This window comes from Lutibacter litoralis, assembly GCF_014646675.1.
Taxonomy (GTDB): Bacteria; Bacteroidota; Bacteroidia; order Flavobacteriales; family Flavobacteriaceae; genus Lutibacter; species Lutibacter litoralis.
The window spans coordinates 423,255-446,069 of sequence record NZ_BMNS01000003.1; the positions used below are offsets into that span (position 1 = coordinate 423,255).

At 30.1% G+C, this 22,815-nt stretch carries 22 protein-coding genes, 1 tRNA gene and 2 pseudogenes; 19 read left to right on the forward strand and 6 right to left on the reverse strand.

Annotated elements, in window-relative coordinates:
• Positions 1-3: 3 nt before the first annotated feature.
• The 3 genes from IEW75_RS06670 to IEW75_RS06680 all read left to right on the forward strand — a co-directional run bounded on the left by IEW75_RS06670 (position 4) and on the right by IEW75_RS06680 (position 2,796).
• The gene (locus IEW75_RS06670; RefSeq protein ID WP_134247950.1) at positions 4-1,464 is read left to right on the forward strand and encodes a glutamate synthase subunit beta; all 1,461 of its coding nucleotides are present in this window, start codon (positions 4-6) and stop codon (positions 1,462-1,464) included.
• A 230-nt stretch (positions 1,465-1,694) separates the two neighbouring features.
• Positions 1,695-2,228: a hypothetical protein gene (locus IEW75_RS06675; RefSeq protein ID WP_134247951.1), complete on the forward strand. Its 534-nt coding sequence runs from the start codon at positions 1,695-1,697 to the stop codon at positions 2,226-2,228.
• A gap of 10 nt (positions 2,229-2,238) precedes the next feature.
• Positions 2,239-2,796: a PepSY-associated TM helix domain-containing protein gene (locus IEW75_RS06680; RefSeq protein WP_134247952.1), complete on the forward strand. Its 558-nt coding sequence runs from the start codon at positions 2,239-2,241 to the stop codon at positions 2,794-2,796.
• Between the two features lie 218 nt (positions 2,797-3,014).
• On the opposite strand, the gene IEW75_RS06685 is transcribed toward IEW75_RS06680, so the two are convergent.
• Positions 3,015-3,953 carry a calcium/sodium antiporter gene (locus tag IEW75_RS06685; RefSeq protein WP_134247953.1) on the reverse strand — a complete coding sequence of 313 codons (939 nt, stop codon included), beginning with the start codon at positions 3,951-3,953 and terminating at the stop codon, positions 3,015-3,017.
• Between the two features lie 147 nt (positions 3,954-4,100).
• Here IEW75_RS06685 and IEW75_RS06690 point away from each other — a divergent pair, with 147 nt between their 5' ends.
• From IEW75_RS06690 to IEW75_RS06705, 4 genes are all read left to right on the forward strand, one after another.
• The gene (locus IEW75_RS06690) at positions 4,101-4,463 is read left to right on the forward strand and encodes a BlaI/MecI/CopY family transcriptional regulator (RefSeq protein ID WP_134247954.1); all 363 of its coding nucleotides are present in this window, start codon (positions 4,101-4,103) and stop codon (positions 4,461-4,463) included.
• A 2-nt stretch (positions 4,464-4,465) separates the two neighbouring features.
• On the forward strand, positions 4,466-6,286 hold the full coding sequence (locus IEW75_RS06695; RefSeq protein ID WP_134247955.1) for a M56 family metallopeptidase: 1,821 nt from the start codon (positions 4,466-4,468) through the stop codon (positions 6,284-6,286).
• A gap of 553 nt (positions 6,287-6,839) precedes the next feature.
• Positions 6,840-6,989, forward strand: a complete 150-nt coding sequence (locus IEW75_RS06700; protein ID WP_134247956.1) for an SsrA-binding protein — start codon at positions 6,840-6,842, stop codon at positions 6,987-6,989.
• A gap of 35 nt (positions 6,990-7,024) precedes the next feature.
• Positions 7,025-7,098: transfer RNA gene (locus IEW75_RS06705), tRNA-Arg, on the forward strand.
• 44 nt (positions 7,099-7,142) lie between these two features.
• Here the strand turns inward: IEW75_RS06705 and IEW75_RS06710 are convergent.
• On the reverse strand, positions 7,143-7,424 hold the full coding sequence (locus tag IEW75_RS06710) for a hypothetical protein (RefSeq protein ID WP_134247957.1): 282 nt from the start codon (positions 7,422-7,424) through the stop codon (positions 7,143-7,145).
• A 128-nt stretch (positions 7,425-7,552) separates the two neighbouring features.
• Here IEW75_RS06710 and IEW75_RS06715 point away from each other — a divergent pair, with 128 nt between their 5' ends.
• Complete coding sequence (locus IEW75_RS06715) at positions 7,553-7,933, forward strand: hypothetical protein (protein WP_134247958.1); 381 nt, start codon at positions 7,553-7,555, stop codon at positions 7,931-7,933.
• A gap of 963 nt (positions 7,934-8,896) precedes the next feature.
• Here IEW75_RS06715 and IEW75_RS15770 read toward each other — a convergent pair.
• Positions 8,897-9,179 (reverse strand): annotated as a pseudogene (locus IEW75_RS15770) (DDE-type integrase/transposase/recombinase); the annotation flags it as partial.
• Positions 9,180-9,459: 280 nt separating this feature from the next.
• Between IEW75_RS15770 and IEW75_RS06720 the strand changes: the two are divergent.
• The 4 genes and pseudogenes from IEW75_RS06720 to IEW75_RS06735 all read left to right on the forward strand — a co-directional run.
• Entirely contained in the window at positions 9,460-10,671 is a 1,212-nt protein-coding gene (locus IEW75_RS06720) for an MFS transporter (protein WP_134247959.1), read from the forward strand.
• 145 nt (positions 10,672-10,816) lie between these two features.
• On the forward strand, positions 10,817-11,335 hold the full coding sequence (locus IEW75_RS06725) for a hypothetical protein (protein ID WP_134247960.1): 519 nt from the start codon (positions 10,817-10,819) through the stop codon (positions 11,333-11,335).
• 133 nt (positions 11,336-11,468) lie between these two features.
• Entirely contained in the window at positions 11,469-11,780 is a 312-nt protein-coding gene (locus IEW75_RS06730) for a DUF6660 family protein (protein ID WP_134247961.1), read from the forward strand.
• 74 nt (positions 11,781-11,854) lie between these two features.
• Positions 11,855-12,466 (forward strand): annotated as a pseudogene (locus IEW75_RS06735) (efflux RND transporter permease subunit); the annotation flags it as partial.
• Between the two features lie 81 nt (positions 12,467-12,547).
• On the opposite strand, the gene IEW75_RS06740 reads toward IEW75_RS06735, so the two are convergent.
• The 3 genes from IEW75_RS06740 to IEW75_RS06750 form a co-directional block, all read right to left on the reverse strand.
• Positions 12,548-12,859 (reverse strand): MTH1187 family thiamine-binding protein, encoded by a 312-nt coding sequence (locus tag IEW75_RS06740; RefSeq protein WP_134247962.1) that lies wholly within the window; start codon positions 12,857-12,859, stop codon positions 12,548-12,550.
• Between the two features lie 361 nt (positions 12,860-13,220).
• Positions 13,221-14,039 (reverse strand): 3'(2'),5'-bisphosphate nucleotidase CysQ family protein, encoded by an 819-nt coding sequence (locus tag IEW75_RS06745; RefSeq protein ID WP_134247963.1) that lies wholly within the window; start codon positions 14,037-14,039, stop codon positions 13,221-13,223.
• Between the two features lie 2 nt (positions 14,040-14,041).
• Entirely contained in the window at positions 14,042-14,989 is a 948-nt protein-coding gene (locus IEW75_RS06750) for an oxidoreductase family protein (protein WP_134247964.1), read from the reverse strand.
• 300 nt (positions 14,990-15,289) lie between these two features.
• Between IEW75_RS06750 and IEW75_RS06755 the strand changes: the two genes are divergently transcribed.
• The 7 genes from IEW75_RS06755 to IEW75_RS15955 all read left to right on the forward strand — a co-directional run.
• Complete coding sequence (locus IEW75_RS06755) at positions 15,290-15,547, forward strand: DUF2493 domain-containing protein (RefSeq protein ID WP_204744172.1); 258 nt, start codon at positions 15,290-15,292, stop codon at positions 15,545-15,547.
• 418 nt (positions 15,548-15,965) lie between these two features.
• Entirely contained in the window at positions 15,966-16,769 is an 804-nt protein-coding gene (locus tag IEW75_RS06760; RefSeq protein ID WP_134247965.1) for a hypothetical protein, read from the forward strand.
• Between the two features lie 253 nt (positions 16,770-17,022).
• Positions 17,023-17,622, forward strand: a complete 600-nt coding sequence (locus tag IEW75_RS06765; protein WP_134247966.1) for a helix-turn-helix domain-containing protein — start codon at positions 17,023-17,025, stop codon at positions 17,620-17,622.
• Between the two features lie 174 nt (positions 17,623-17,796).
• Positions 17,797-19,176, forward strand: coding sequence for a sensor histidine kinase (locus IEW75_RS06770; RefSeq protein WP_134247967.1), 1,380 nt, complete (start codon positions 17,797-17,799; stop codon positions 19,174-19,176).
• A 127-nt stretch (positions 19,177-19,303) separates the two neighbouring features.
• On the forward strand, positions 19,304-19,738 hold the full coding sequence (locus IEW75_RS06775; protein WP_134247968.1) for a hypothetical protein: 435 nt from the start codon (positions 19,304-19,306) through the stop codon (positions 19,736-19,738).
• Between the two features lie 197 nt (positions 19,739-19,935).
• The gene (locus IEW75_RS06780) at positions 19,936-21,162 is read left to right on the forward strand and encodes an aminotransferase class V-fold PLP-dependent enzyme (RefSeq protein WP_134247969.1); all 1,227 of its coding nucleotides are present in this window, start codon (positions 19,936-19,938) and stop codon (positions 21,160-21,162) included.
• A 511-nt stretch (positions 21,163-21,673) separates the two neighbouring features.
• Positions 21,674-22,815: PAS domain S-box protein (locus IEW75_RS15955; protein ID WP_188703988.1), on the forward strand; the 1,142-nt coding region annotated here is incomplete at its 3' end.

Consider the following 22,815-nt stretch of genomic DNA (forward strand, 5'->3'; position numbering starts at 1 on the left):
GATATGGGAAAAGTAACAGGATTTAAAGAATTCGAAAGAAAAGACGAAACATATAAGCCAGTTAAAGAACGTGTAACTCATTATAGCGAGTTTACACAACCATTAAACAAGGCTGAAATTACAAAACAAGGATCGAGATGTATGGATTGCGGAATTCCATTTTGCCATAGTGGTTGTCCGCTTGGGAATTTAATTCCAGATTTTAACCACATGGTGCATCAGGGCGAATGGAAAAAAGCCTCATGGATATTGCATTCAACAAATAATTTTCCTGAATTTACAGGAAGATTATGTCCAGCTCCCTGCGAGCAGGCTTGTGTGTTAGGTATAATTGACGATCCTGTTTCAATTGAAAATATTGAAAAAAGTATTGTAGAAAGAGCATTTAAGGAAGGTTGGATACTTCCTCAAATTCCAAGTAAAAGGACTGATAAAAAAATTGCTGTTGTTGGTTCTGGTCCAGCAGGTTTAGCAGCTGCCCAACAATTAAACAGAGCTGGGCATAGCGTAACTGTTTTTGAAAGAGATGATAAAATAGGTGGTTTATTACGTTATGGTATTCCTAATTTTAAATTAGAAAAAGGTATTATTGATAGAAGGATTGACATTCTTAAAAAAGAAGGTATAGTATTTAAAACCAATGTTCACGTTGGAGTAAATTATGATGTTAAAGATTTAAAGAAATTTGATGCAGTGGTATTATGTGGAGGTGCTACTCAAAAAAGAGGTTTACCAATTAAAGGTGGAGATCATAAAGATGTTGTGCAAGCAATGGATTTTTTAACCCAACAAACTAAAGTTGTTTTTGGAGAAAAAATAAAAGATCAAGTGTTAGCAACTGATAAAAATGTAATTGTAATTGGAGGTGGAGATACAGGTTCAGATTGCGTTGGAACTTCAAATCGTCACGGAGCAAAATCTGTAACAAATTTTGAAATTATGCCTAAACCTCCAGGTCAAAGAAGTCCTTCTACACCTTGGCCATATTGGCCTTTACAATTAAAAACTTCATCCTCACATAAAGAAGGTTGCGATAGAAACTGGCTCATTAATACCAAAGAGTTTATTACAAACGAAAAAGGTGAATTAACAGCTTTAAAAACTGTAAATGTAGAATGGAAAATGGTTCCGGGTCAACGACCAGAATTAATAGAAATTGAAGGTACCGAAAAAACATGGCCTTGCGAACTGGTTTTACTTGCGTTAGGTTTTACGGGTCCTGAATCTACCCTAAGTGAACAGTTAGATATTGAAACCGATTTTAGGAGTAATTATAAAGCGAATACCAAAGATTACCAAACTAATATTCCATATATATTTACAGCAGGAGACATGCGTAGAGGGCAAAGTTTAATAGTTTGGGCCATTTCTGAAGGAAGAGAGGCTGCCAGAAAAGTAGATGAATATTTAATGGGTTATAGTAATTTACCAACAAAAGGAGACGGAGATTTACCCGCTATGTAATTAAAAATAATCGAAAATTTTATTAATTATAAAACCATCTTTTGTAAAATAAAGATGGTTTTTTTTATTTTACAATAAGTTAACTTTATGTAAATTAGCACTGTAAGGCAACTTAAGTAACATAGTTAATTCAACTTTACTGATTTAAATCATACTATTTAAATTTTAACTATTTTAAATTAGTAGTGGCATTTTATAAATGCTTTCAATTAATTCAAAATAATATAAGAATGAAAAAAATTTTATTAGTATTAGCAGTTGGTATCTTTACTTTTTCTTGTAAATCAGATAAAAAAGTAGAAGCTCAAGTTGAAGAAAAAACTGTGGAAGTTATAGAAACTCCAATGTTGACGTTAGGTGAATTTGACACAAAAGCAGGGGAGTTTATAGGTGAAGAAATTGAAGTAGTTGGTATTGTTGACCATATATGTAAACATGGTGGAAAAAAGGTGTTATTAGTATCAGATGAAGGCGATGCTCATGTGGTTTCTGACGAACGCTTTGACGAAGCTTTAATGGGAAGTGAAATTAAATTAGTTGGAGTTGTTCTTGAAGAAAGAATCGATGAAGCATATCTGCTTAAAATGGAAGAAGATAACATTAAAAGTCACTCTGAAGGAGCTTCAAACGAAGAACAATTTAATGCCAAAAAGAAACACCTTCAAGATTACAGAGATAAAATGAAGAAAGAAGGAATTGATCATATTTCTAATTATTCCTTACAATATGTTTCACACAAGGAAGTAGCGGTAATTTCAGAATAAATATTGCTAGATGAAACAATTGCGAAAATGGAGTAGATTACTTCATAGAGATATTGGCTATTTTTTTATTGGGACTACTTTAATTTATGGCTTATCAGGTATTGCATTAAATCATATGAGTGATTGGAATCCTAATTATTCTGTTGAAATAAATAATTTTTCTACAAATATTAATTTAGAAAAAAGTGATGCTACAAAAGAGAATGTGTTAAAATTATTAGATGAAGTAGATAAACGAGAAAATTATAAAAAACACTATTATAGGAACGATAATCAATTAAAAATATTTTTAAAAGGAGGTTCTTCTATTATGGTAAATGTACATAATGGAAAGGGCTTTGCAGAATATTTAAAAAAGCGTCCTGTTTTTTATGAGGTAAATTACCTTCATTACAATCCAAACAGAATTTGGATGTGGTTCTCAGATATTTTTGCAGGAGCTCTTATAGTATTCGCAATTACCTCCTTATTTATGGTAAAAGGGAAAAAGGGAATTACTGGTAGAGGAGGGATCTATACTGCATTAGGAATCTTAATTCCGATACTATTTTTAATATTTTATTTATAATTCACAGTTAGTTTTAAAACTGCTAGTGAATTTATGTTAGAGAACTTTGCTTTAGTGTAATAACAATTAAAAACGTTGTTGTAATTAAAGCAAAGTTTTTTTAATACATAGAAATAGCATCTCTTTTCGATAATTGAAACTAAAGGAGTTCAATGTTTTTGAAATTGACAAAAATTTGTCATAACATGAAACTAATTCATATTATATTTTAACTAGATTTAGGCAATCATTTTATAAATAAAACCACCATATAGAGCAATTAAAATAAGACCTTCTTTCCAACTTAATTTCATTCTAACAGGTGCAAATACTAAAGGGAAAATTAATAGTGAAATCCCGAGCATCCAATAAATATCGCTGGTTAATAATCCTTGATCCTTTACTGTAATTGGCGTAATTATAGAAGTTAGTCCTAAAACGGCTAAAATATTAAATACATTAGATCCGATTAAATTTCCTAAAGAAATTGCTTTTTCCTTTTTTAATATTGCAATAACAGAAGCGGCTAATTCTGGAATGCTTGTTCCAATAGATACAATTGTAATTCCAATTACTCGCTCGCTAACATTAAATTTAGTTGCCATTCCAACAGCACCTTCTATTAATAATTCTGATCCACCCCAAAGAGCAACACCTCCAATTGTTAAAAATAATACATTTTTATAGAGCGGTAATTCTACATCATCTTCAGGTAATTCATCAACAACCGCAGGTTTTTTTTGAAACCTTAATAAATATATTAGGAATACAATTAGCATGGAGAATAAAATAACACCTTCATACCTAACCAAAACACCGTCAAAAGCAATAAAGCCGTAAAGTAAGAATGATGCTATAATCATAACTGGCCAATCGGTTTTGTAAAAACTCTTTTCAACGCTAATGGTTGAAATTAAAATAGTTATGGCTAGCACTAATCCTAAATTTGCGATGTTTGAACCAATTACATTTCCTAACGCAAGATCCGCGTGGCCATCTAAAGCAGATTTGATACTTACAATTAATTCTGGTGCGGAAGTAGCAAATGAAACAACTGTCATACCAATTACAATTTTTGGTATTTGCAACCTTAAAGAAAAGCCTACAGCCGATTTTAACAGCCAATTTCCTCCTAAAATTAATAATACCAAGCCAATTGCTATAAACAGTAAATTCATAAAAAAATATTTGTGCAAATATAATAGAATTATAATCGTATTAAATGAAGTTCTAGAAATTTCAAAACTTAAATTTTAGTTAATTAACTGCTTTTATAGTTGTGTAACTATAAAAATAGTTTATATTTGATTTAAAATTAATCATAAATGGAAAAGCTCACCAACAAAGAAGAAGAAATTATGCATGTTTTATGGAAGCTTGAGAAAGCCTTTGTAAAGGATGTGGTTGCCGAATTACCAAAGCCTAAACCTCATTATAATACAGTTTCTACGGTAATTAGAAAAATGGAAGATAAAGGCTTTGTTAAACACGAATCTTTTGGAAACACACATAGGTACGCTCCCAATATTTCAAAAGAAGACTATAGGAAAAAATATTTTTCTAACGCAATTAATAATTATTTTGAAAATTCTTATAAGAATGTGGTTTCATTTTTTGCCAAAGAAGAAAAAATAAGTATTGAAGAGTTAAAAGAGATTATTAAAATTATTGAAAATAAAAAAGAATAAATATGGATTATTTAATGAAAGCTAGTGGCTTGGTAATTCTATTATTTTTGTTTTACCAACTTTTCTTAAAAAATGAAACATTTTTTAAATCGATACGATCTTATTTTTTAATTGGGCTAATTATTGTAATCACACTACCATTACTTGAGATACCTATTTATGTCGAATATATATCACAGCAAGTTCACCTTTCAAGGTTTGAAGAAATGCAAGTTAGTGAAATTACAGGAAAAAGTATTGATTGGATTGTCATTCTTCAAACAATTTATTTAATTGGAATTGTATTTTTTAGTTTGAAATTTATAGTTCAGTTAATTTCTATTTCCTATTTAATATTTTCTCATAAAAAATATAAAAAAGGCAATCACTTTTATATTGAAACAAGTAAAGATATTACACCTTTTTCCTTTTTCAACTATATCGTATTCAACAACAAACAGTTTTCTTCAACTGAATTAGAACAAATAATTAACCATGAAAAAGCACATGCTATGCAATGGCATTCGTTAGATACTTTATTGGCTCACATATTGGTTATTTTATTATGGTTCAATCCATTTGTTTGGTTCTATAAAAAAGCTGTACAACAAAACTTAGAATTTTTAGCAGATTCGTATGCTCTTGAACTAGCTGAAAACCAGAAATTTTATCAACTAACATTATTAAAAGTATTTCAAAAAAATTATTGTACCCAAATAACAAACAACTTTTACAATTCATTAATAAAAAAAAGAATAACTATGTTACACAAAAACCGATCAACAAGTAAAAATCAGTGGAAATATGCTCTGTTAATACCATTATTAATTGCTTTTGTTTTTGCATTTAATACTAAAACAATTGCGCAAGAAATACAAGTGATTGAGGTTGTTGAAAATCAAAAAAACTTTGTTGAGATAATTAACAAAGATTTTCAGAAAAACGATTTAGAACTAGTTATAAAACGTCTTAAAGCTGATGGAATAGAATTTTCCTATAGTAATCTTAAGTTCAACAGTAATGATGAAATTATTAAAATTTCTATCAAAGCGAAAAACGAAACCTCTAAAGTATCCGCAACTTGGGAACAGAAAAATAATACTATCCCAACTATTTATGTTGGAGAAAATAATGGTCAACTCATTGCTTCATCAAGCCCTAAGAATGATTATGCCAATAAAAAGTATAAGTCTGGTGATGTGAAATTTTTAAACAATGAGGAACTGAAAAAAGCTAACTACGTATTTGTAACTTCAGATGGGGAAACAAAAACCTGGACTCCAAAAGATGGCAAAAAGGATAAAATTATTGTAAAAGAAATTCATAAAAACGATAAAGACCAAGTATTATTTTTAAGTTCTGATAATGAAAAACCAATTGTGTATGTAGATGGGGAATTATCTGATAATAATGCGTTAGAAAGCACAAACCCAAACAGTATTAAAAGTGTATCGGTTTTAAAAGGCGAAGCCGCCATGGAACAATACGGCGAGAAAGGGAAAAATGGGTTAATCTTAATTACAACCAAAGAGAATAAAAAAAGTGTAAATCTTCTTAATTCAGATAAAGAAATAGATGCAAGTGAAAACGTATATATTATCAAAAGTGATGAAAAAGGAAAAAAAGACAAAATAATAAAATCTCAAAATTTTATTAAGTTTAGTTCTACTGAGGAGCAACCACTGTATATTTTGAATGAAAAAGAAATTACATCAAAAGAAATGGAAGGTATAGATCCAAACACGATTAAAGCAATAAATGTTTTAAAAGATGAAGCTGCTGTTGAAAAATATGGTGATAAGGGTAAAAATGGTGTAATAATTATTACTTTAAAAAAGGAATAGAATACTAAATTTTAAAAACCTCTTTTCTAAAACTTAGAAAAGAGGTTTTTTTATTAAAAATAATTAAATTGTTTTTTTTAACACATTATAAGATAAAATCTCCTTTACATTTGAATATAGCATGAAAAATTAGCTTTACTTACTTACATTGTTTGATAAAAAGATAAAATATAATTACTGTTTGTAGTTTAAATGTAGTATTAAAATAAAAACAATAAATTAAAATCGTTTTTAAGTTTACAAATGAAAGGCAATCCGATTAATAATCTATTAAATTGTTGCAAGTAGCTTAACATTCTTCATATCTTCTTTTAATAATTAGTTAACGAATCATTTATTAACCTTTAAAAGAATATTTATGCTATCTATTTTTGTATTTTTAACAGTATTAATAATGTCTATTATTAATTATTTATTTAATCTTTAAAAGAGAATTATTAACACAAATATTTTTATTTGAATTTATATTCAATAGATTATAAATTTATTTAAAAATAAACTAAGAAACTTTCCCACTATTTTGTGGGATTTCTTTTTTATGTATTTTTGCATTATGAAAAAACAACTTTTTAAATTAGTTGCTAAAATTAACAAGGTTTTACTTCCGAGTTTTACAAAAAAAAGACTGGATATGGCAAAAGCAAAAAAATGGCAACTAGCAATTATTGGTTGGCGTTATTTTGTTACAAAAAATAGTTTGTAAATACTTAAAAAGTACTATATTTGCACCCGCAAAACGGCCTCGTGGCGCAACTGAATAGCGCACTTGATTACGGCTCAAGAGGTTACAGGTTTGAATCCTGTCGAGGTCACTAATGATAATAAGGCTTTCAAGAGATTGAGAGCCTTTTTTATTTTATCGTTTGCAGAATATTTTAAAATTAAAGGTATTTCTTGCTAAGTATTCAATTTTAAAATTAGGACTATTTTTATCTAAAAGGTGTCCACTTTTAAAACTTCTAACCTTTACAATTTTATTTTTGTCCACATCATAAAGTAATTCTTCAAAGAACATATCAATAGCATAGCAATTTAAAGTTTCAGTTTCTGAAATATGGTTATCTATAAAAACACCTTTACTCCAAACTGTGCTTATTTGTTCTTCTTTAGTTAGCCTATTAAATTCGTATAAGGTCATTCTTTTATGTATAGAGTGAATTTTTATTAAAGGTAGAAAAGCATAAATTAAGATTCAATATAAATTAACTTTTCCTTCTGGCTTTGAGTATTTTATTTGTAAATTTAATATTGCTTAAAAACGATACTATGAAAAATTCGAGAATACAAATACTTATATTTATATTTATCACTGCAATTTCATCTTGCATTAGTGATGATGAGATTAATCAGGGTGATGAATTATTAGGTAGTTGGCATCATGGTAATCCTTACGAAATAGGTGGTGAATACACATTAACTTTTTATGCCGATTACTCTGGTTTTTGGGGAGACATGAGTTTTTTTCCTCCGCCAGATTTTGAATATGCAATTGGCGGTGCTGCAAGTTTTTCTTGGAGTACTACTAACAATCCAAAAACTCTTATAATACCAGATATGAAATTAAATACTCCTTATTCTATTAATGCCGAGGGTCAACTTATTTTGAATAATTTTAGACAAGGCAAACCTTTTGATAAAATTGAATAAGGTTGATTCATCAAAATAAAAAAGCCAACTCAAATAAATGAAATGGCTTTTTAAGATGTATATTTTGTTACAACTTGGCTATGAAAATAAGTTTTAAACATACATTGAACGTATTTCAAATATATTAAAATAAATTTTCCCCAATTTAATCAGTTATTCATTTGTTTTAGATAAACAACAGTTTGATTTTCATCACTATTTTAAAATTGCTTTATAAATTATTTAATGCTGAATCTACTAACTCTCTTTTATAATTAATTAGTAAGATTTTATATTGTAAATACTTAAAACCGACTTTCCAATAAAACTGCTCAACCTTATGACGAATTGAGCAGTTAACTACTAACTAAACTAACATTTTCAAAGCAACTGTATAAAAAAACCTGTAGGAATTTACTTCATCTACAGGTTAACAAAAAAGGGTCATATGTTTTGTTTTAAATTAGTTTTATGGTTTAATATCCATATCTTCTATAATTACTCCAAAGTGTTCTTTTAGTTTTTGAGAAATTTAATTGAGTTTTCATAATTGGTAATATTAATTGTTATTGATTAAAGTGAGTATCTTCTATAATTACTCCAAAGTGTTCTTTTAGTTTTTGAGAAATTTAATTGAGTTTTCATAATAGGTATATTAATTGTTATTGATTAAAGTGAGTATCTTCTGTAGTTACTCCATTTTGAACGTTTAGTGTTAGAGAAATTAATAAAAGTTGTTCTTTCTTTGTTTTCAAATATTAATTTTAAAGTTGTCATAATAATTAGTTTTAAATTGTTAGTATACTTAAATAACGAGAGAATCAATAAATTGTTACAGTACTATGTAAAACAAAGTACTATATTAACAATTATTTAACATTGATGATTATTTAGTTAAGTATTAGAACCTCCCTTTTTTTAAGTGTGAAAACAATTCAAAAAACCTACTTCTCTATTGGTATTACATACACAATCATAGAATACAGAATGAAAAATGACTTCTTCTGTAATTACATTCGATTTAACCGCCATATTCCAAGCTCGTATTATAGTATCCTTTGTTGTTAAATTATCACTCATAGACCACCCAACTATTTTTTCTATTAAACAAATCTATAATTACTGTTAAATACATCCGGCCTTGCTTAGTTTCTATATAAGTGATATCTGACATCTATAATTGATTCTTTCTTGAGACTTAAAAGTTTTGATTTAAAATATTAGCTACTTTAGGGTATGTATGATTGCTATCTGTAGTTACTTTATAAAAGGGATTGGAACGTTCGATTATAAAGATCTTTTCGGATTATTAATTGGAGCGGGAATAACAATCATAGTTATAAGAAATAGAACTAAAAATTTGACTAAAGAGAAAAGAAAATTGAGTTACGAAATTGAATATAAAGATTAAAAAACTACAGCTAACAACTCATAAAATTTATGCTTAAATTTGAACTAGTACAAAACGACAAACATTATAACAAACCGATTTGCAACAAAAAACAGTACCTTTAAACTATTATATTTTATGGTAACTAGTTTCATCTATGAATAATAATATTAAACTCGGTCTTAAAGAAAACTGGTCTCAATTCGCTATATTAGTTATTGTAAACGCATTTGTAGGTGGAATGGTTGGTTTAGAGCGAACCATATTTCCAAAATTTGCTGAAATTGAATTTGGGGTAGCTTCTAAAACTGCCATTTTATCATTTATTGTAGCATTTGGCATAACAAAAGCAATAACAAATTACTTCACGGGTAAACTTGCTAATAAAATTGGTAGAAAAAATCTATTGATAATTGGTTGGTTAATTGCACTTCCTATTCCCTTTATTTTAATCAATGCCACAACTTGGAATTGGGTAATATTTGCCAATATTTTATTAGGAATAAATCAAGGTTTAACTTGGAGCAGTACCGTAGTAATGAAAATAGATCTTGTAGGAGAAAAAGATCGTGGTTTTGCAATGGGTATAAATGAATTTGCAGGTTATTTTGCCGTAGGTGTAGTAGCATATCTAACAGGGTATATTGCACAAAAATATGGGGTAACTCCTTACCCATTTTATTTGGGAATTGGAATTTCTGTAATTGGTTTATTACTATCTATTGTATTTGTAAATGATACAAGAAAATTCGTTAACATAGAACAAGCCACTACACAAACTAATAAATTAAAGAATGTATTTATTGAAACTACCTTTAAAAACAAAACATTAAGTGCTATTACACAAGCTGGGCTAGTTAATAATTTAAATGATGGAATGATTTGGGGATTACTACCAATACTATTAATTACCTTAAACTACACCCCTAATAGTATTGGGATAATTGCTGCAATTTATCCAACTGTTTGGGGTATTGGTCAGCTTTTTACAGGTAAAATGGCAGATAGTTTTTCTAAAAAAGAAATGCTCTTTTGGGGAATGCTTTTGCAAGGTCTGGCAATAATGGCCATCCCTTTTTTTACAGTATTTTACCAATTAGCAAGTATCGCAGCTATTTTAGGTTTGGGAACAGCACTTGTGTATCCTACTTTTTTATCAGCAATTTCAGATGTCACAAATCCAAATCAAAGAGCTGAAAGTATCGGTGTTTTTAGGTTATGGCGAGATTTAGGGTATGCCATTGGTGCAATTATATCTGGTATAATTGCCGATGTGTTTGGGGTTCAATATGCTGTAGTAACAATTGGTGTAATTACTATTTTATCATCAATAGTAATAAAAATTAGAATGCCTTCTAAAAATATTTAAAACATATGAAGTTTAACCCGCTTTGGCGTTGCGTTCGAATATTTAATCAATAGATAAAGCGCTGAATTTAAGCAATGTATGATAATTATCATTTAGTAAGCTAAAAATTATTACCAATTTTATCATTAATATAATTTCAGCAATTATGAAAAATTTAATTTTAAAAGATAGGATGAAGATTGTTGCTGTAGCAATGGTTTTTATTTTAATCTCTTGTGAAAAAAGCGATGATTTGGTAAGTAGTGAAGTTTCTGGCACTTATATTGGCACTTTAACTTCAAATGTTTCTGGTAAATCAACTGTTGCTAAGAGTAATACAGCTGCAACTGCCGTTGTTAAAATGGTAGGGAATCAAATTGAAGTTCATTGTTTTGGAGATGATTTTGACACTACAATTATGCTAAGTTTATATGAAGATGGCGATATGATAAATACGTGCTTAACGGGTAATGATTTTGAGAACAGGTATGGGCATATGTTAGGGCAAGGCAATATGATGAATGGGAGTATGCATACCAATGGTAATGAATGGATGCAACATTTAAATAATGAACATCAAGATGGTGACGAACATTTTGGTGGTTTTGATATGATACACCATTCTTTTAATTATACTTTTAAAATGAATAATGGTGAGTTTCATTTTCAGGGAACAAAAAAATAAATTGAGTATTATAATAACATCATAGTTTTAGAGAGCCTTCAAAATTTTAAATGAAGGCTTTCTTATTTTTTAGAATTAATTAGTTTTTTTGCAACACCATTGCAACAATAACTTTACTACATTTGCATTCATAATGAAATTTTTAGCAACCACATTAGCATTATTTATACTTTCATTGTCTGCATTACCGTGCGATGATGTGAGTTTTGAGAACCAAAATTCTGAAACAATGTCTGAAGTTGTCAATTTAGACAATCATTCACATTCAGATTTGTGTTCACCATTTTGTATGTGCAGTTGTTGTTCTGTTAGTATTACAGAACCATTAAAACATATAGAATATGTGGTGTATGCTGAAAAACCTTCAAAGGAAGTACCGACTTTTTACAATACTTCTTTCTCCAATAACTATTATTCCAAAATTTACCTACCTCCTCAAGTTTAAGTTATAAATACAATTTAATCGCTTTCATTTCGAAGGTTGATTTTAAAATATTAATAACTTAATCTTAAAAAACAATGATCGATAAAATCATTCGCTTTTCAATTAATAATAAATTAATTGTAGGCTTATTTATTTTAGTTCTAATAGGAGCTGGAATATATTCAATGTTAACAATAAAACTGGGTTCAGTACCCGATATTACCAATAATCAAGTTCAAATAATTACAGTAGCTCCCAATTTAGGAACGGAAGATATTGAACAATTTGTAACCTATCCTGTTGAATTGGAAGTAGCCAATTTACCCAGTGTAATCGAATTACGCTCCGTTTCTCGTTTTGGACTTTCAGTAGTAACTATTGTATTTTCTGATGATATGGGTACTTACCTACCTCGTCAATTGGTACAAGAAAAATTAACAGCCATTCAAGAAAGTATCCCTGCTGGTTTTGGAAAACCTTTTATGGCACGAATCGCTACAGGCTTAGGAGAGATTTACCAATACTCTATTGTTCCAAAAAAAGGTTATGAAGATAAATACTCCCCATCTAATTTAAGAACAATTCAAGATTGGATTGTAAAACGTCAAATGGCATTAGTGCCTGGAGTAGTTGAAATAAACTCTTTTGGTGGAAATGTAAAACAATATGAAATTGCTTTAAACCCAAACAAATTCAGCTTGACTGGGGATCTCATTATTTTAGAGTAATTATACGTAAGTTACAGAGAATCCTTTAAATTGAAAATTAACTACATACAGTTTAAGAGTCTATTTATGTACCTCTCCAATAATACTTTCTACCGATTTTATCTTCTGAGTCAAGCATTTACTTTTACCCTTGCGAATATCAAACTTAAGAGATGAATACACACGATCACAATCTGGTTCTAATACATCATAAGACTGTTGAACAAGTGCTAAAGCTTCAGGCAAAGTTTCGGTTTCTATGATGGTTCCCATAGCGGTTAATTGATAAGATGCTCCACTTTCGCGTATCATTTGTATTACTTTACTTACATAAGGACTGATGCTCTCATCCTTATCGGTTGGAAATATTGCAAATTCTAATAGTACTGACATTGATTTAAAAGGTATTAATTATATATATAGACAAAAGTAACGAAAGTGTTGACGTTAGTATCAAAATAAATCTAGTATTTATGACATCATTTTTTAGCAACGTCATACTAAACTTCTTTCAGAGTCTCATCCATAAAACCTCAATCCAAAAAACCTTCTGTCATTCCTGCAGGATCGAATGTAAAGAAAACAGCTAGTAGCTGTTTTTAATAAAGATGCCAGTTGGCGCAAGGTTGTACAGGAATCTTACGAATTAAACAACGCTACCTTACTCGATTACCGAATAGGAATTACTGAGAAGTTTCGAAGTGCATCGAAAAATGACTCAGGATCTTATGAATAAAAGCGAATCCTCTTCTACCTATAAATTAGAATAAAAGACACCTTCATGATTCATAAAAGTGCCATCTTTTCTATTCAAGTCCAATCTTCCTCCTTCAAAATTTGTTGCGGGCAGTCCCAATTCCTTATAAATACAAGCTGTAGCAGCAAAATCCCATATACTCCCGCCGCCACTTTCTTTTTTTGGAAATTTTAACATACATGCAGGGCCATTTTCTAAAACATGGATGGCATTCAATACGGAGCCTGACCCAGCAATTTCTTTTACGCCTTTCAAACTAAATTTTTCTATGTTTTCATTTAGCAACCTTTCTATTTCGGCTGAACGAATTGTGTCCTTCAGCTTTCTATCTGTAACATAAGTTAAATAGTCATTTATATGCTTAATTTTCAATAGACTTCCATTCTTAAATACGCCACGTCCTTTAATTGCATGATACAATGTATTTGTACTAGGATCAAAAACGACTCCAATGTACGGTGTGCCGTCTTTTGCTACTAAAGCAATCGATACAGAAAATCCCGGTTGTTTGTTGATAAAGGCAAGCGTTCCGTCCATCGGGTCAATACACCAAAAAAAATCTTCTTCAAATCGACTACCATCATCTTTGGTTTCTTCTGATAAAAATGCTAAACCAAACTGGTCACAAGTAGGAAGTATATGAGAGAGAATTGCTTTTTCACATGCGATATCTACCTCGGTTACCACTTGTGAAGCATAGCTTGCCCCTCCTTCCTTTTTTTTCACCGAAACATCGTTATTCCTATGCTTTTGTATGACTTTTCCTGCAGAAAGCGCCGCCTTGATTGCTATATTATTAAGTTGTAACAGATCCATTTCTAAAGACTATTGATTACTTCTGCTGTGACACGTTCACTATAACTATTTAGCTTCCAGTGACCCGGGCTCCATCCTTTTAGAAATCGATGAAAGTCCGCCCAAGCTACTCGATATAAAGAGCGCCATTCCCTTTCTAGTGCTTCATTTCGTTCCTTCATTTCATTCTGTAAACGCTCGAAATAGGTATCCAGGATTTGTGCTTCCAAGCGCTCACAATCCTTTTCGTTTAGACAACTTCCTATAAAATACGCGACATCTTTCATTCCACAACCGCCACCTACATACTGAAAATCTACGCCAGCCACTTGTCCATCTTTAGCAAAACAGAAGTTTGCTAGTTTAGCATCCCCATGAACAAACGTTTTGTATTCACAAGTATTCAGTTTTTCATCAATAACAGCCGCCACCGCTTTCAATTTTTGATCTTCCAAAACTGCTAATTCCTGAGGTCTGGTTCCTAAATGCCAATAGGTTCCTGATTCCCAAAGTCCATTTGGAACTTTTCCAAGGTAGCTTGCGTGAAATTGAGCCAACCAGGCTAAACACGCAACTATTTCTTCCCATACAATAACCTTCTTACGTAAAGGGTAGCCCGCTTCATCCAAATCCTCTAGTACTATTAGAACCTCATCGTTTTGCATCTCAAAGGCCAGACATTGCGGTAGACGCGCAGCACTATTTTTACTGTATGTGTCATACCAATTAGCCTCTACTTTGTAGGACTTAACCTTTCGTTGATGACCTATATCAGTGTTCCATCCGTGGGGATGATTTTTATATATGGGCAACTGAACGTGTTTTACAATTACACTTTCTACAGTAGCATTCTCCAATCCCAAACGTATAATTTTTCCGTACCCACTCCACAATTCCTGGATCACCTCTTTTTCAAACAAAGAAGTAGCTCCTGTTTTCTGCAGAATGATCGATTTAAAATAGTCATTCATAAGACATCAAATATAGCTGTATTACCTTAATAATTTCTAGATAAATCAATATTTAGTATTTTTTTAGGTATAAGTTTCAATCCTTAATTTAAGTAATCTACCTAAAGATATTTTATTTCATAGCAACTTTTTAAATTCGTCTCCATAATTAGCAACACAACAATCTACAAAAAATCGTGCAGGTAATAAGGTGCTCACAATACCCTCTATTTAGTTTCATTAAGTATAATTACAAGGGTTTCCAATAATAGTCGTCATCCCGGACTTGATCCGGGATCTCATCATTTAAACTACATCATTATGAAACTAATAATCGCCGGAAGTCGAATCTTCACCAACTATAAAATATTAAAGAAAGCTTGTGACCAATTCCTCCAGAGTCAAAACAATATTGAAATTGTATCTGGAGCCTATTACAAAGGTGCAGATAAACTTGGAGAAAAATACGCAGCTGAAAAGGGATTTAAACTTACAAAATTTCCAGCAGATTGGAATAGGTTTGGAAAAGCAGTAGGACCAAACGCAACCAACAAATGGCTAATTATGCAGATGTTCTAATAGCCTTTTGGGATGGAAAAAGCAGAGGTACTAAAAATATGATTGAGGTAGCCAAAAGCAATCATTTAAATGTGTTTATTTATAATTATTAACAAATGAGTCTATTAATCCGTCATCCTGAACTTGATTCAGGATCTCATTATAATGGTTTAATCATTCTCAGTTTGAATGGGAATGTCCTTAATACAATCTAAATTAACCAATATCAATAAACATTCTAAATTAATAAATGGTGTTAATTTTACACATATTTTATTTATATTAGCTATTGAAAAAATTGCAAAATCAAAAACAAACATAAAACATGCGTTTATCCGGAAAATAGTAACAGTAAACGGTTAATATTATTTGGATATAACAAGTTGGCTTTAATATTAAGAGCATGCGTAACATAATTATAACATTCGGATTGATTGCATTGATAAGCTGCAATTCAAATAAAAAATCGGATTCTGAACAGACACAAGTTGTTTATATTCCTGAAACGGATACAGCTACCTATGAAAGTTCAAGGGTCGAGAAAATTATTGAAGAAAACAAACAGCAGACAAATTATTCACTGACTTATTGGGATTCGGATACGTTAAATCTTTGGGGACACCAACCTTTAGATAAAAACCTATTTTTAATAAACTTTAATTCTGGGCAAGTTCATAAAGCAAAGACAATTTCACATATATCAAAAGAAGACCCAATGGCTGATTTTATGGATTTGACTATAATTCAACCTTCGATTTTTAAGGATAAAAAAGATTTGGATTTAGGAATGTTTTCTGAAAAGGAAGAGATTGATTTTAAAATACTAAAATTCGAAGACATAAATGATAAGAAAATAAGTGTAGAAATTGACAGTTTGATTAGAAAAACCTCCATGATTGATTCTCTACTAAGTATTAATGGGGAGAAACTTGATAATTCTGTGATTACATCGAAGCCTATAATAAGTGGATTAAGGACTGAAAATGTGGACATTAAAATTGTCACCTACATGATTTTCGATAATTCAACAACTGGACCTCGATTTGCTATATTAAATGGAAAGATTTACCCAATTTCTGGACAATGTTCTTTTAAGGAGATAATTCCATATATGATAGATAATGAATTATTTATAAAGTCAGGAGCAAGTTGTTGTGATTGTGGGATTGTAATTGACAAGATTTTTAAAGTAACTAATGATTCGATAACTCTTGAATTTAATGATGGAAGTCAGTCGAATTAATAAAATACTAAAGCCAACACGCAATATACGTAAGCCGGGGGATATGGATAATTTAAACTTTTGTACATTTAATAAAAATTGTAACGGTTTGATAAGTTGGAGCTTCGAAATCCCGGCCTCCGCATATTGCCATCCGTTATATGGCATTTAAGCTGAACAATGGCAGAAATGTCATAAGATTGACATAATAATGACGCAACAACGAGAACAACATAGAAATATCTTTGCTAAGTAATTATTAAAATATATCAAAATGAATAATCAGAACTTAGCAATTAAAATTAAAGACTTTCGAAACCGAAAAGGATTTTCTCAAGAACAATTATCAGAAGAATCAAAATTAAGCCTAAGAACAATTCAACGAATTGAAAAAGGCGAATCAATTCCGAGAGGAGATACGCTGATAAAACTTACTCAAGCTCTTGGAGTAACGCCTGATGACCTTTTAGAATGGACAGACATTGAAGATAAAGGATATTTAACTCTTTTAAATTTAAGTTCTCTTAGTGTTTTAATTCAACCCATATTAGGAATTATAATTCCACTTGTAATGTGGATTCTAAAGAAAGAAAAGATAAAACTTGTAGATGACACAGGTAAAAAGTTAATCAGCTTTCAGATTACTTGGACCTTATTATTCTACATTGTGTTGATTGTTGCATCAAAAGGTGCATTTATACCATTAAATTTTAACTTCCTAAATTCATTTCTTCTCTTAATAACAGATTTCTCGATAGGAATAGTGATATTATTTTTATATTTATTTAATATAGTCTCTATAGTTCTAAATATTAGAAGAAGCCAAAAAGGATTGAAAAACAAATATTTACCTGCAATCCCATTTTTAAAATAAAAAACGCCATATAACATCTCATAAAATTTATGCTTACTTTTAAACTAAATAACGAACCGACAAACATACAACTAACGATTTGCTACCACCGAAAAATCTCCGATTTTCCAGTCGCACAAATCATAACCCTAAACCGTAAGCAATAACTCGAATATATTTAAAAATAAAATCAATATGACCTTAGATTACCCCACAATATTATTTTTCTTTGTGTTGACTAATATATTTAATATTGCATTATTCATTTATCAATATTTTTTTCATCATAAGAAATGGTATTTATCTGTGTTTATTATGGGTATTTTATTTCAAACAATTGCTATGATTCTGATAGGCAACAGAAATAGTTTACCTTTTTTGCTCACCGTACAAATAAGTAATTTTTTTTTAATTTCTAGTTTTGCATTAACAACTTTTGGTCTTATTTCGTTTGATGGCAAAATTCGAAAAAATCTGTTATGGCTTTTCGTTGTTTTTACTCTTCTATTTTATTTTTCTTTTCTGCTCGTTGCTGAAAACGATATAATTCGTATTATTATTCAGACAATTGCCTGTTCGTTTTTTTATGGGATTGGTGCATTTTATCTTTTTATCAATAAAGAAAAATACAAATTTTCTATTATTATAAGTATTGCACTTTTTATATATTCAATCTTTCAGCTTTATCGCATCTCTATTCTATATCACGTTGAACAACCTTATGATTTTTTGAAAGGTTCTGCAATTGATAATTGGTATCTTATTATTTCTTTGTTTATTGTTAGTACCCTCCGGATTGGTTTTATAATGCTTTTAAAGGAAATAGACCAAAAAACAATATTTCTAATAAACGCAAAAATAGAACAGAATAAGCTCAAACTTGAAGAATTAAATAAAACTAAAGACAAATTATTTTCAATTATTGCACATGATCTAAGAAGTCCGTTTAATGGCATTTTAGGCTTTTCGGAACTATTAATTAAGAATTCAAAAGATTTTGAAGTTGCTGAATCTGAAAGATATTTAGGAATTATAAATTCATCAGCCAAAAACACACTTATTTTACTTGATAACTTGTTACACTGGGTAAAAACACAAACTGGACAAATCATCTGTAAACCCGAAAAAATAAATTTAACTTCTGTTATCAAAGAAGTATTAGAAATATCTAGGTCAATTGCAATAATTAAAAGCATAACTTTAAATTATATTCAGTCTGATGCCATTGAAGTGTATGCCGATGCGAATATGTTAAAGATAGTATTGCGAAATATTATTTCAAATGCTATAAAATTCACGAATCCATACGGTAAAATAGAAGTGTCTGCAATCCAAAATCAAAACGATATTGAAATTACTGTTTCTGACAATGGAGTTGGAATGAATGAAGAAACTCTAAATAAATTATTTAAAATTGATTCAACTATAATAACTATTGGAACAGCAGCCGAAAAAGGTTCAGGTTTAGGCTTAATACTTTGTAAAGAATTTGTAGAAAAACAAAGAGGGAAAATTTGGGTAGAAAGTAAATTAGGAAAAGGCAGTGATTTTAAATTTACGTTACCTTTAAATTGATTGTAAAAATATAACATATATAGATTATTGATTTAAAGAATGATTGAACCAAAAAATAGTCAATCTATTTCAAGTCAAAAAAAACTAATAATGGCTTTGAAAAATTTATTACTTTTAAGGTATTATATTGAATAAATCAGAATTATCAGAGATGAGAATAAATTATGAATTTATAGAGGATTATAATTTATTAATTCAGAAAGCCTACGGAGAATGGTCAACTGAATACTATATCAATTATATTAAGACAATACTCAACAATAAAAAAATGCTTAATGTTAAGAAAATTTTTTCAGACTTAAGAAATATAAATTTAGAGGAGGCATTTAAAGAAATTGACAAATTAATTGAATTAAGAGAAAGTATGATTAATTTGAATTACACAAATGTTAATGTTGTTAATAGTCCAACTTCTACTGTTGTCAGTCATCTATATCAAGATAAATTAGCCCAAAAAGGATTCAACAATCACCATTATTGTAATACTATAAAAACCGCTATTGAATTATTAGACTTAGATATAAGCGAAAGTGAAATGAACACTCTTCTCAAAAAAATTTAGAATGTAAAATTTCAAAAACAAGTATACCGATTAATTTAGAATGATAAAATTTACTAGATAAAGAAATTTATAAAGCAAAAGCAGATTCATAATTAAATAATGAAAAAGCCAGCAGGTAACACCTCATAAAATTTATGCTTACTTTTAAACTAAATTACGAACCGACAAACATTTAACAAACGATTTACTATTTAACTATGAAACTTGATTTAGAATTTGTTCGCGCACAATTTCCAGCCTTTTCTGAGCCTTCTTTAAAGGGATGGGCTTTTTTTGAAAATGCTGGAGGATCCTATCCTTGTATTCAATTTATTAATCGATTAACCGATTTTTATATGAAAAACAAGGTGCAGGTAAACTATCCTTATCCTGCTTCAATGTTAGCTGGAGAATTAATGGAGGCTTCTTATAAGAGAATGGCTGATTACTTGAATGTTGAAGACTCAGAAATTCATTTCGGTCCATCCACAACACAAAATATCTATGTGCTGGCAAACGCCATGAGTCCAATATTGAAGAACGGTGACGAAATCATTGTGTCTTGTCAAGATCATGAAGCAAATGCAGGTGCATGGAGAAAATTAGCCGATAAAGGAATTAAAATTGTAGAATGGCATGTCCATTCGGAAACAGGATTATTGATTTTAGATGAATTGGAAGGTTTATTTTCTGACCGAACAAAAATGTTGGTTTTTCCGCATTGCTCGAATGTAATAGGTCATATTAATCCAGTTAAAGAAATTAGTCAAAGAGCTCATAAGCATGGAGCTTTATCTGTGGTGGATGGAGTTGCTTACGCCCCTCATGCTTTTCCTGATTTAAAAGATTTGGGTGCAGATATTTATCTTTTTTCATTGTACAAAACATATGGTCCTCATTTGGGAATGATGTATGTGAATAAAGAGCTGATAGGAAAGATGGAAAACCAATCTCACTTTTTTAAAGAAGGTATAACCAGAGCTATGTTAACGCCAGCAGGACCTGATCATGCTCAAATTGCAGCTGCTAGTGGAATATTGGATTATTTTGATGCAGTTTATAAACACCATTTTGATGAGAAAGCAGAACCTGCACAAAAAAACAGAGCGCTAACTAAATTATTTAATAAGCATGAAAAAGCACTTTTGGAGCGCTTACTTGATTTTTTAAAATCTCGTGATGATGTTCAAATAATAGGTCCTGATGATGCAGAAGTAAGAGCGGCAACTGTTTCTGTTATTCCTAAAAATAGAACTATTGATCAGGTTTATGCAACTTTAGTAAAACACAAAATAATGTTAGGAAAGGGAGATTTTTATGCGGTTCGTCCCCTTATAGATATGGATATTCCTAGAAAACCTGGCGTGTTGAGAATTTCTTTTTTGCATTACACCAGTATGGAAGAAATTGATCAGTTAATAGAGGCGTTAAAAGTTGCATTGTAAAATATGCAAGTTAGTTCTTATCATATCCTTAATAAATACTTAACGTTAAATAACGAAAGGCGAACATTGGGTATAGTTTATTTTAGCATTTAAAAAGTAGAAAAATAATTGCTAAGTTTAAAGTTAATAACAAAAAACTAAATGTTAGAAAAAAACATTTTTATTAGTCACCCAAAGGGGCTCAGCACAGAATAGGTTTGGTTCGCCACAGCAAAAGGCACAAAACTGTTCAGCCAAAAAAAACCATGCCCTAAATTAGGTATTTTTAAGAGAGGAAGGGTCTAGAACCTTCATCTCAATGCCTTGATATCATTGACGTTACAGCGCCTTCTGTTTTTTGGGTAACGAATAGGGTAACTGAACTATAATTATTCTGATTTTTATGAACTTTGCTATTCAAAGATACGAAGTTTTTAAGTAGAATTAAATTATTTGGTTTAATTTATATTAGATTTAACCATTGAAAAATTTCGAAAGAAGTATCTATTTATTGAGTATCAAAGTAAAACAAATGAAAAAATTAAAATTTGAATATCGCATTACCTTAGCCTATTTATTTTTAGGAGGTGTTTGGATAATATTTTCTGACAAACTTCTATATTTGATTATAGACAATGCAAATATTTTAACCGAAATTCAAACATATAAAGGATGGTTTTTTGTATTTGTTACTGCACTCATATTTTACATTTTCCTTAAAAAACATCTAAATTTATTACGATATACAGAACAAGAATTAATCTTATCCAATGCAAAATTGGGAGAAAGTGAAACGCAATTTAGTAATGCGATTTTAAGTGCTCCATTTCCAATAATGATTCATTCAGAGGGGGAGGTTATTATGTTATCCAGTTCATGGACAAAAATAACAGGTTATTCCAAAAAAGATATTCCTACAATTGCTAAATGGACAGAAAAGGCCTATGGTAAAAAGGCAATTCTATCTAAAGAGTTTATTAATAAACTTTACGAATTAGAGAAGGAAAAGGATGACGGTGAGTGGGAAATTACAACAAGTGACAAAAATAAAAGGATTTGGGAATTTATGTCAACTCCTTTAGGAAAATATCCAGATGGAAGAAGAATTGTAAGTTCAATGGCAGTTGATGTCACTGAACGTAAAAAAGGAGAACAGCAATTAATAAAAGCCAAAGAAAAAGCGGAAGAAAGTGAAAAAGCCTTAAAACAGTCAGGCGATTTAATGAAATATATCATCGAACATAACCGAAGTGCTATTGCTATTCATGATAAAGATTTCAAATATATCTATGTAAGTCAAAGATATTTAGAAGATTTTAATTTAAAGGGAAAGAATATTATTGGGAAACATCATTACGATGTATTCCCTGATTTACCGCAAAAATGGAGAGATGTTCATAAGAAAGCATTATTAGGCAAAGTTTCAAGTGCAGATGAAGACCCATATTATAAAGATGATGGAACAGTTGTGTGGACAAGATGGGAATGCAGACCATGGTATGAAAATGACAATACAATAGGTGGTTTTATTGTATATTCAGAGGTAATTACTGAGCGTAAAAAAATGGAGTTAGAACTTATTAAAGCTAAAGAACAAGCCCAAGAAAGTGATAGACTAAAATCCGCATTCCTTGCTAATATGAGCCACGAAATCCGTACCCCAATGAATGGAAT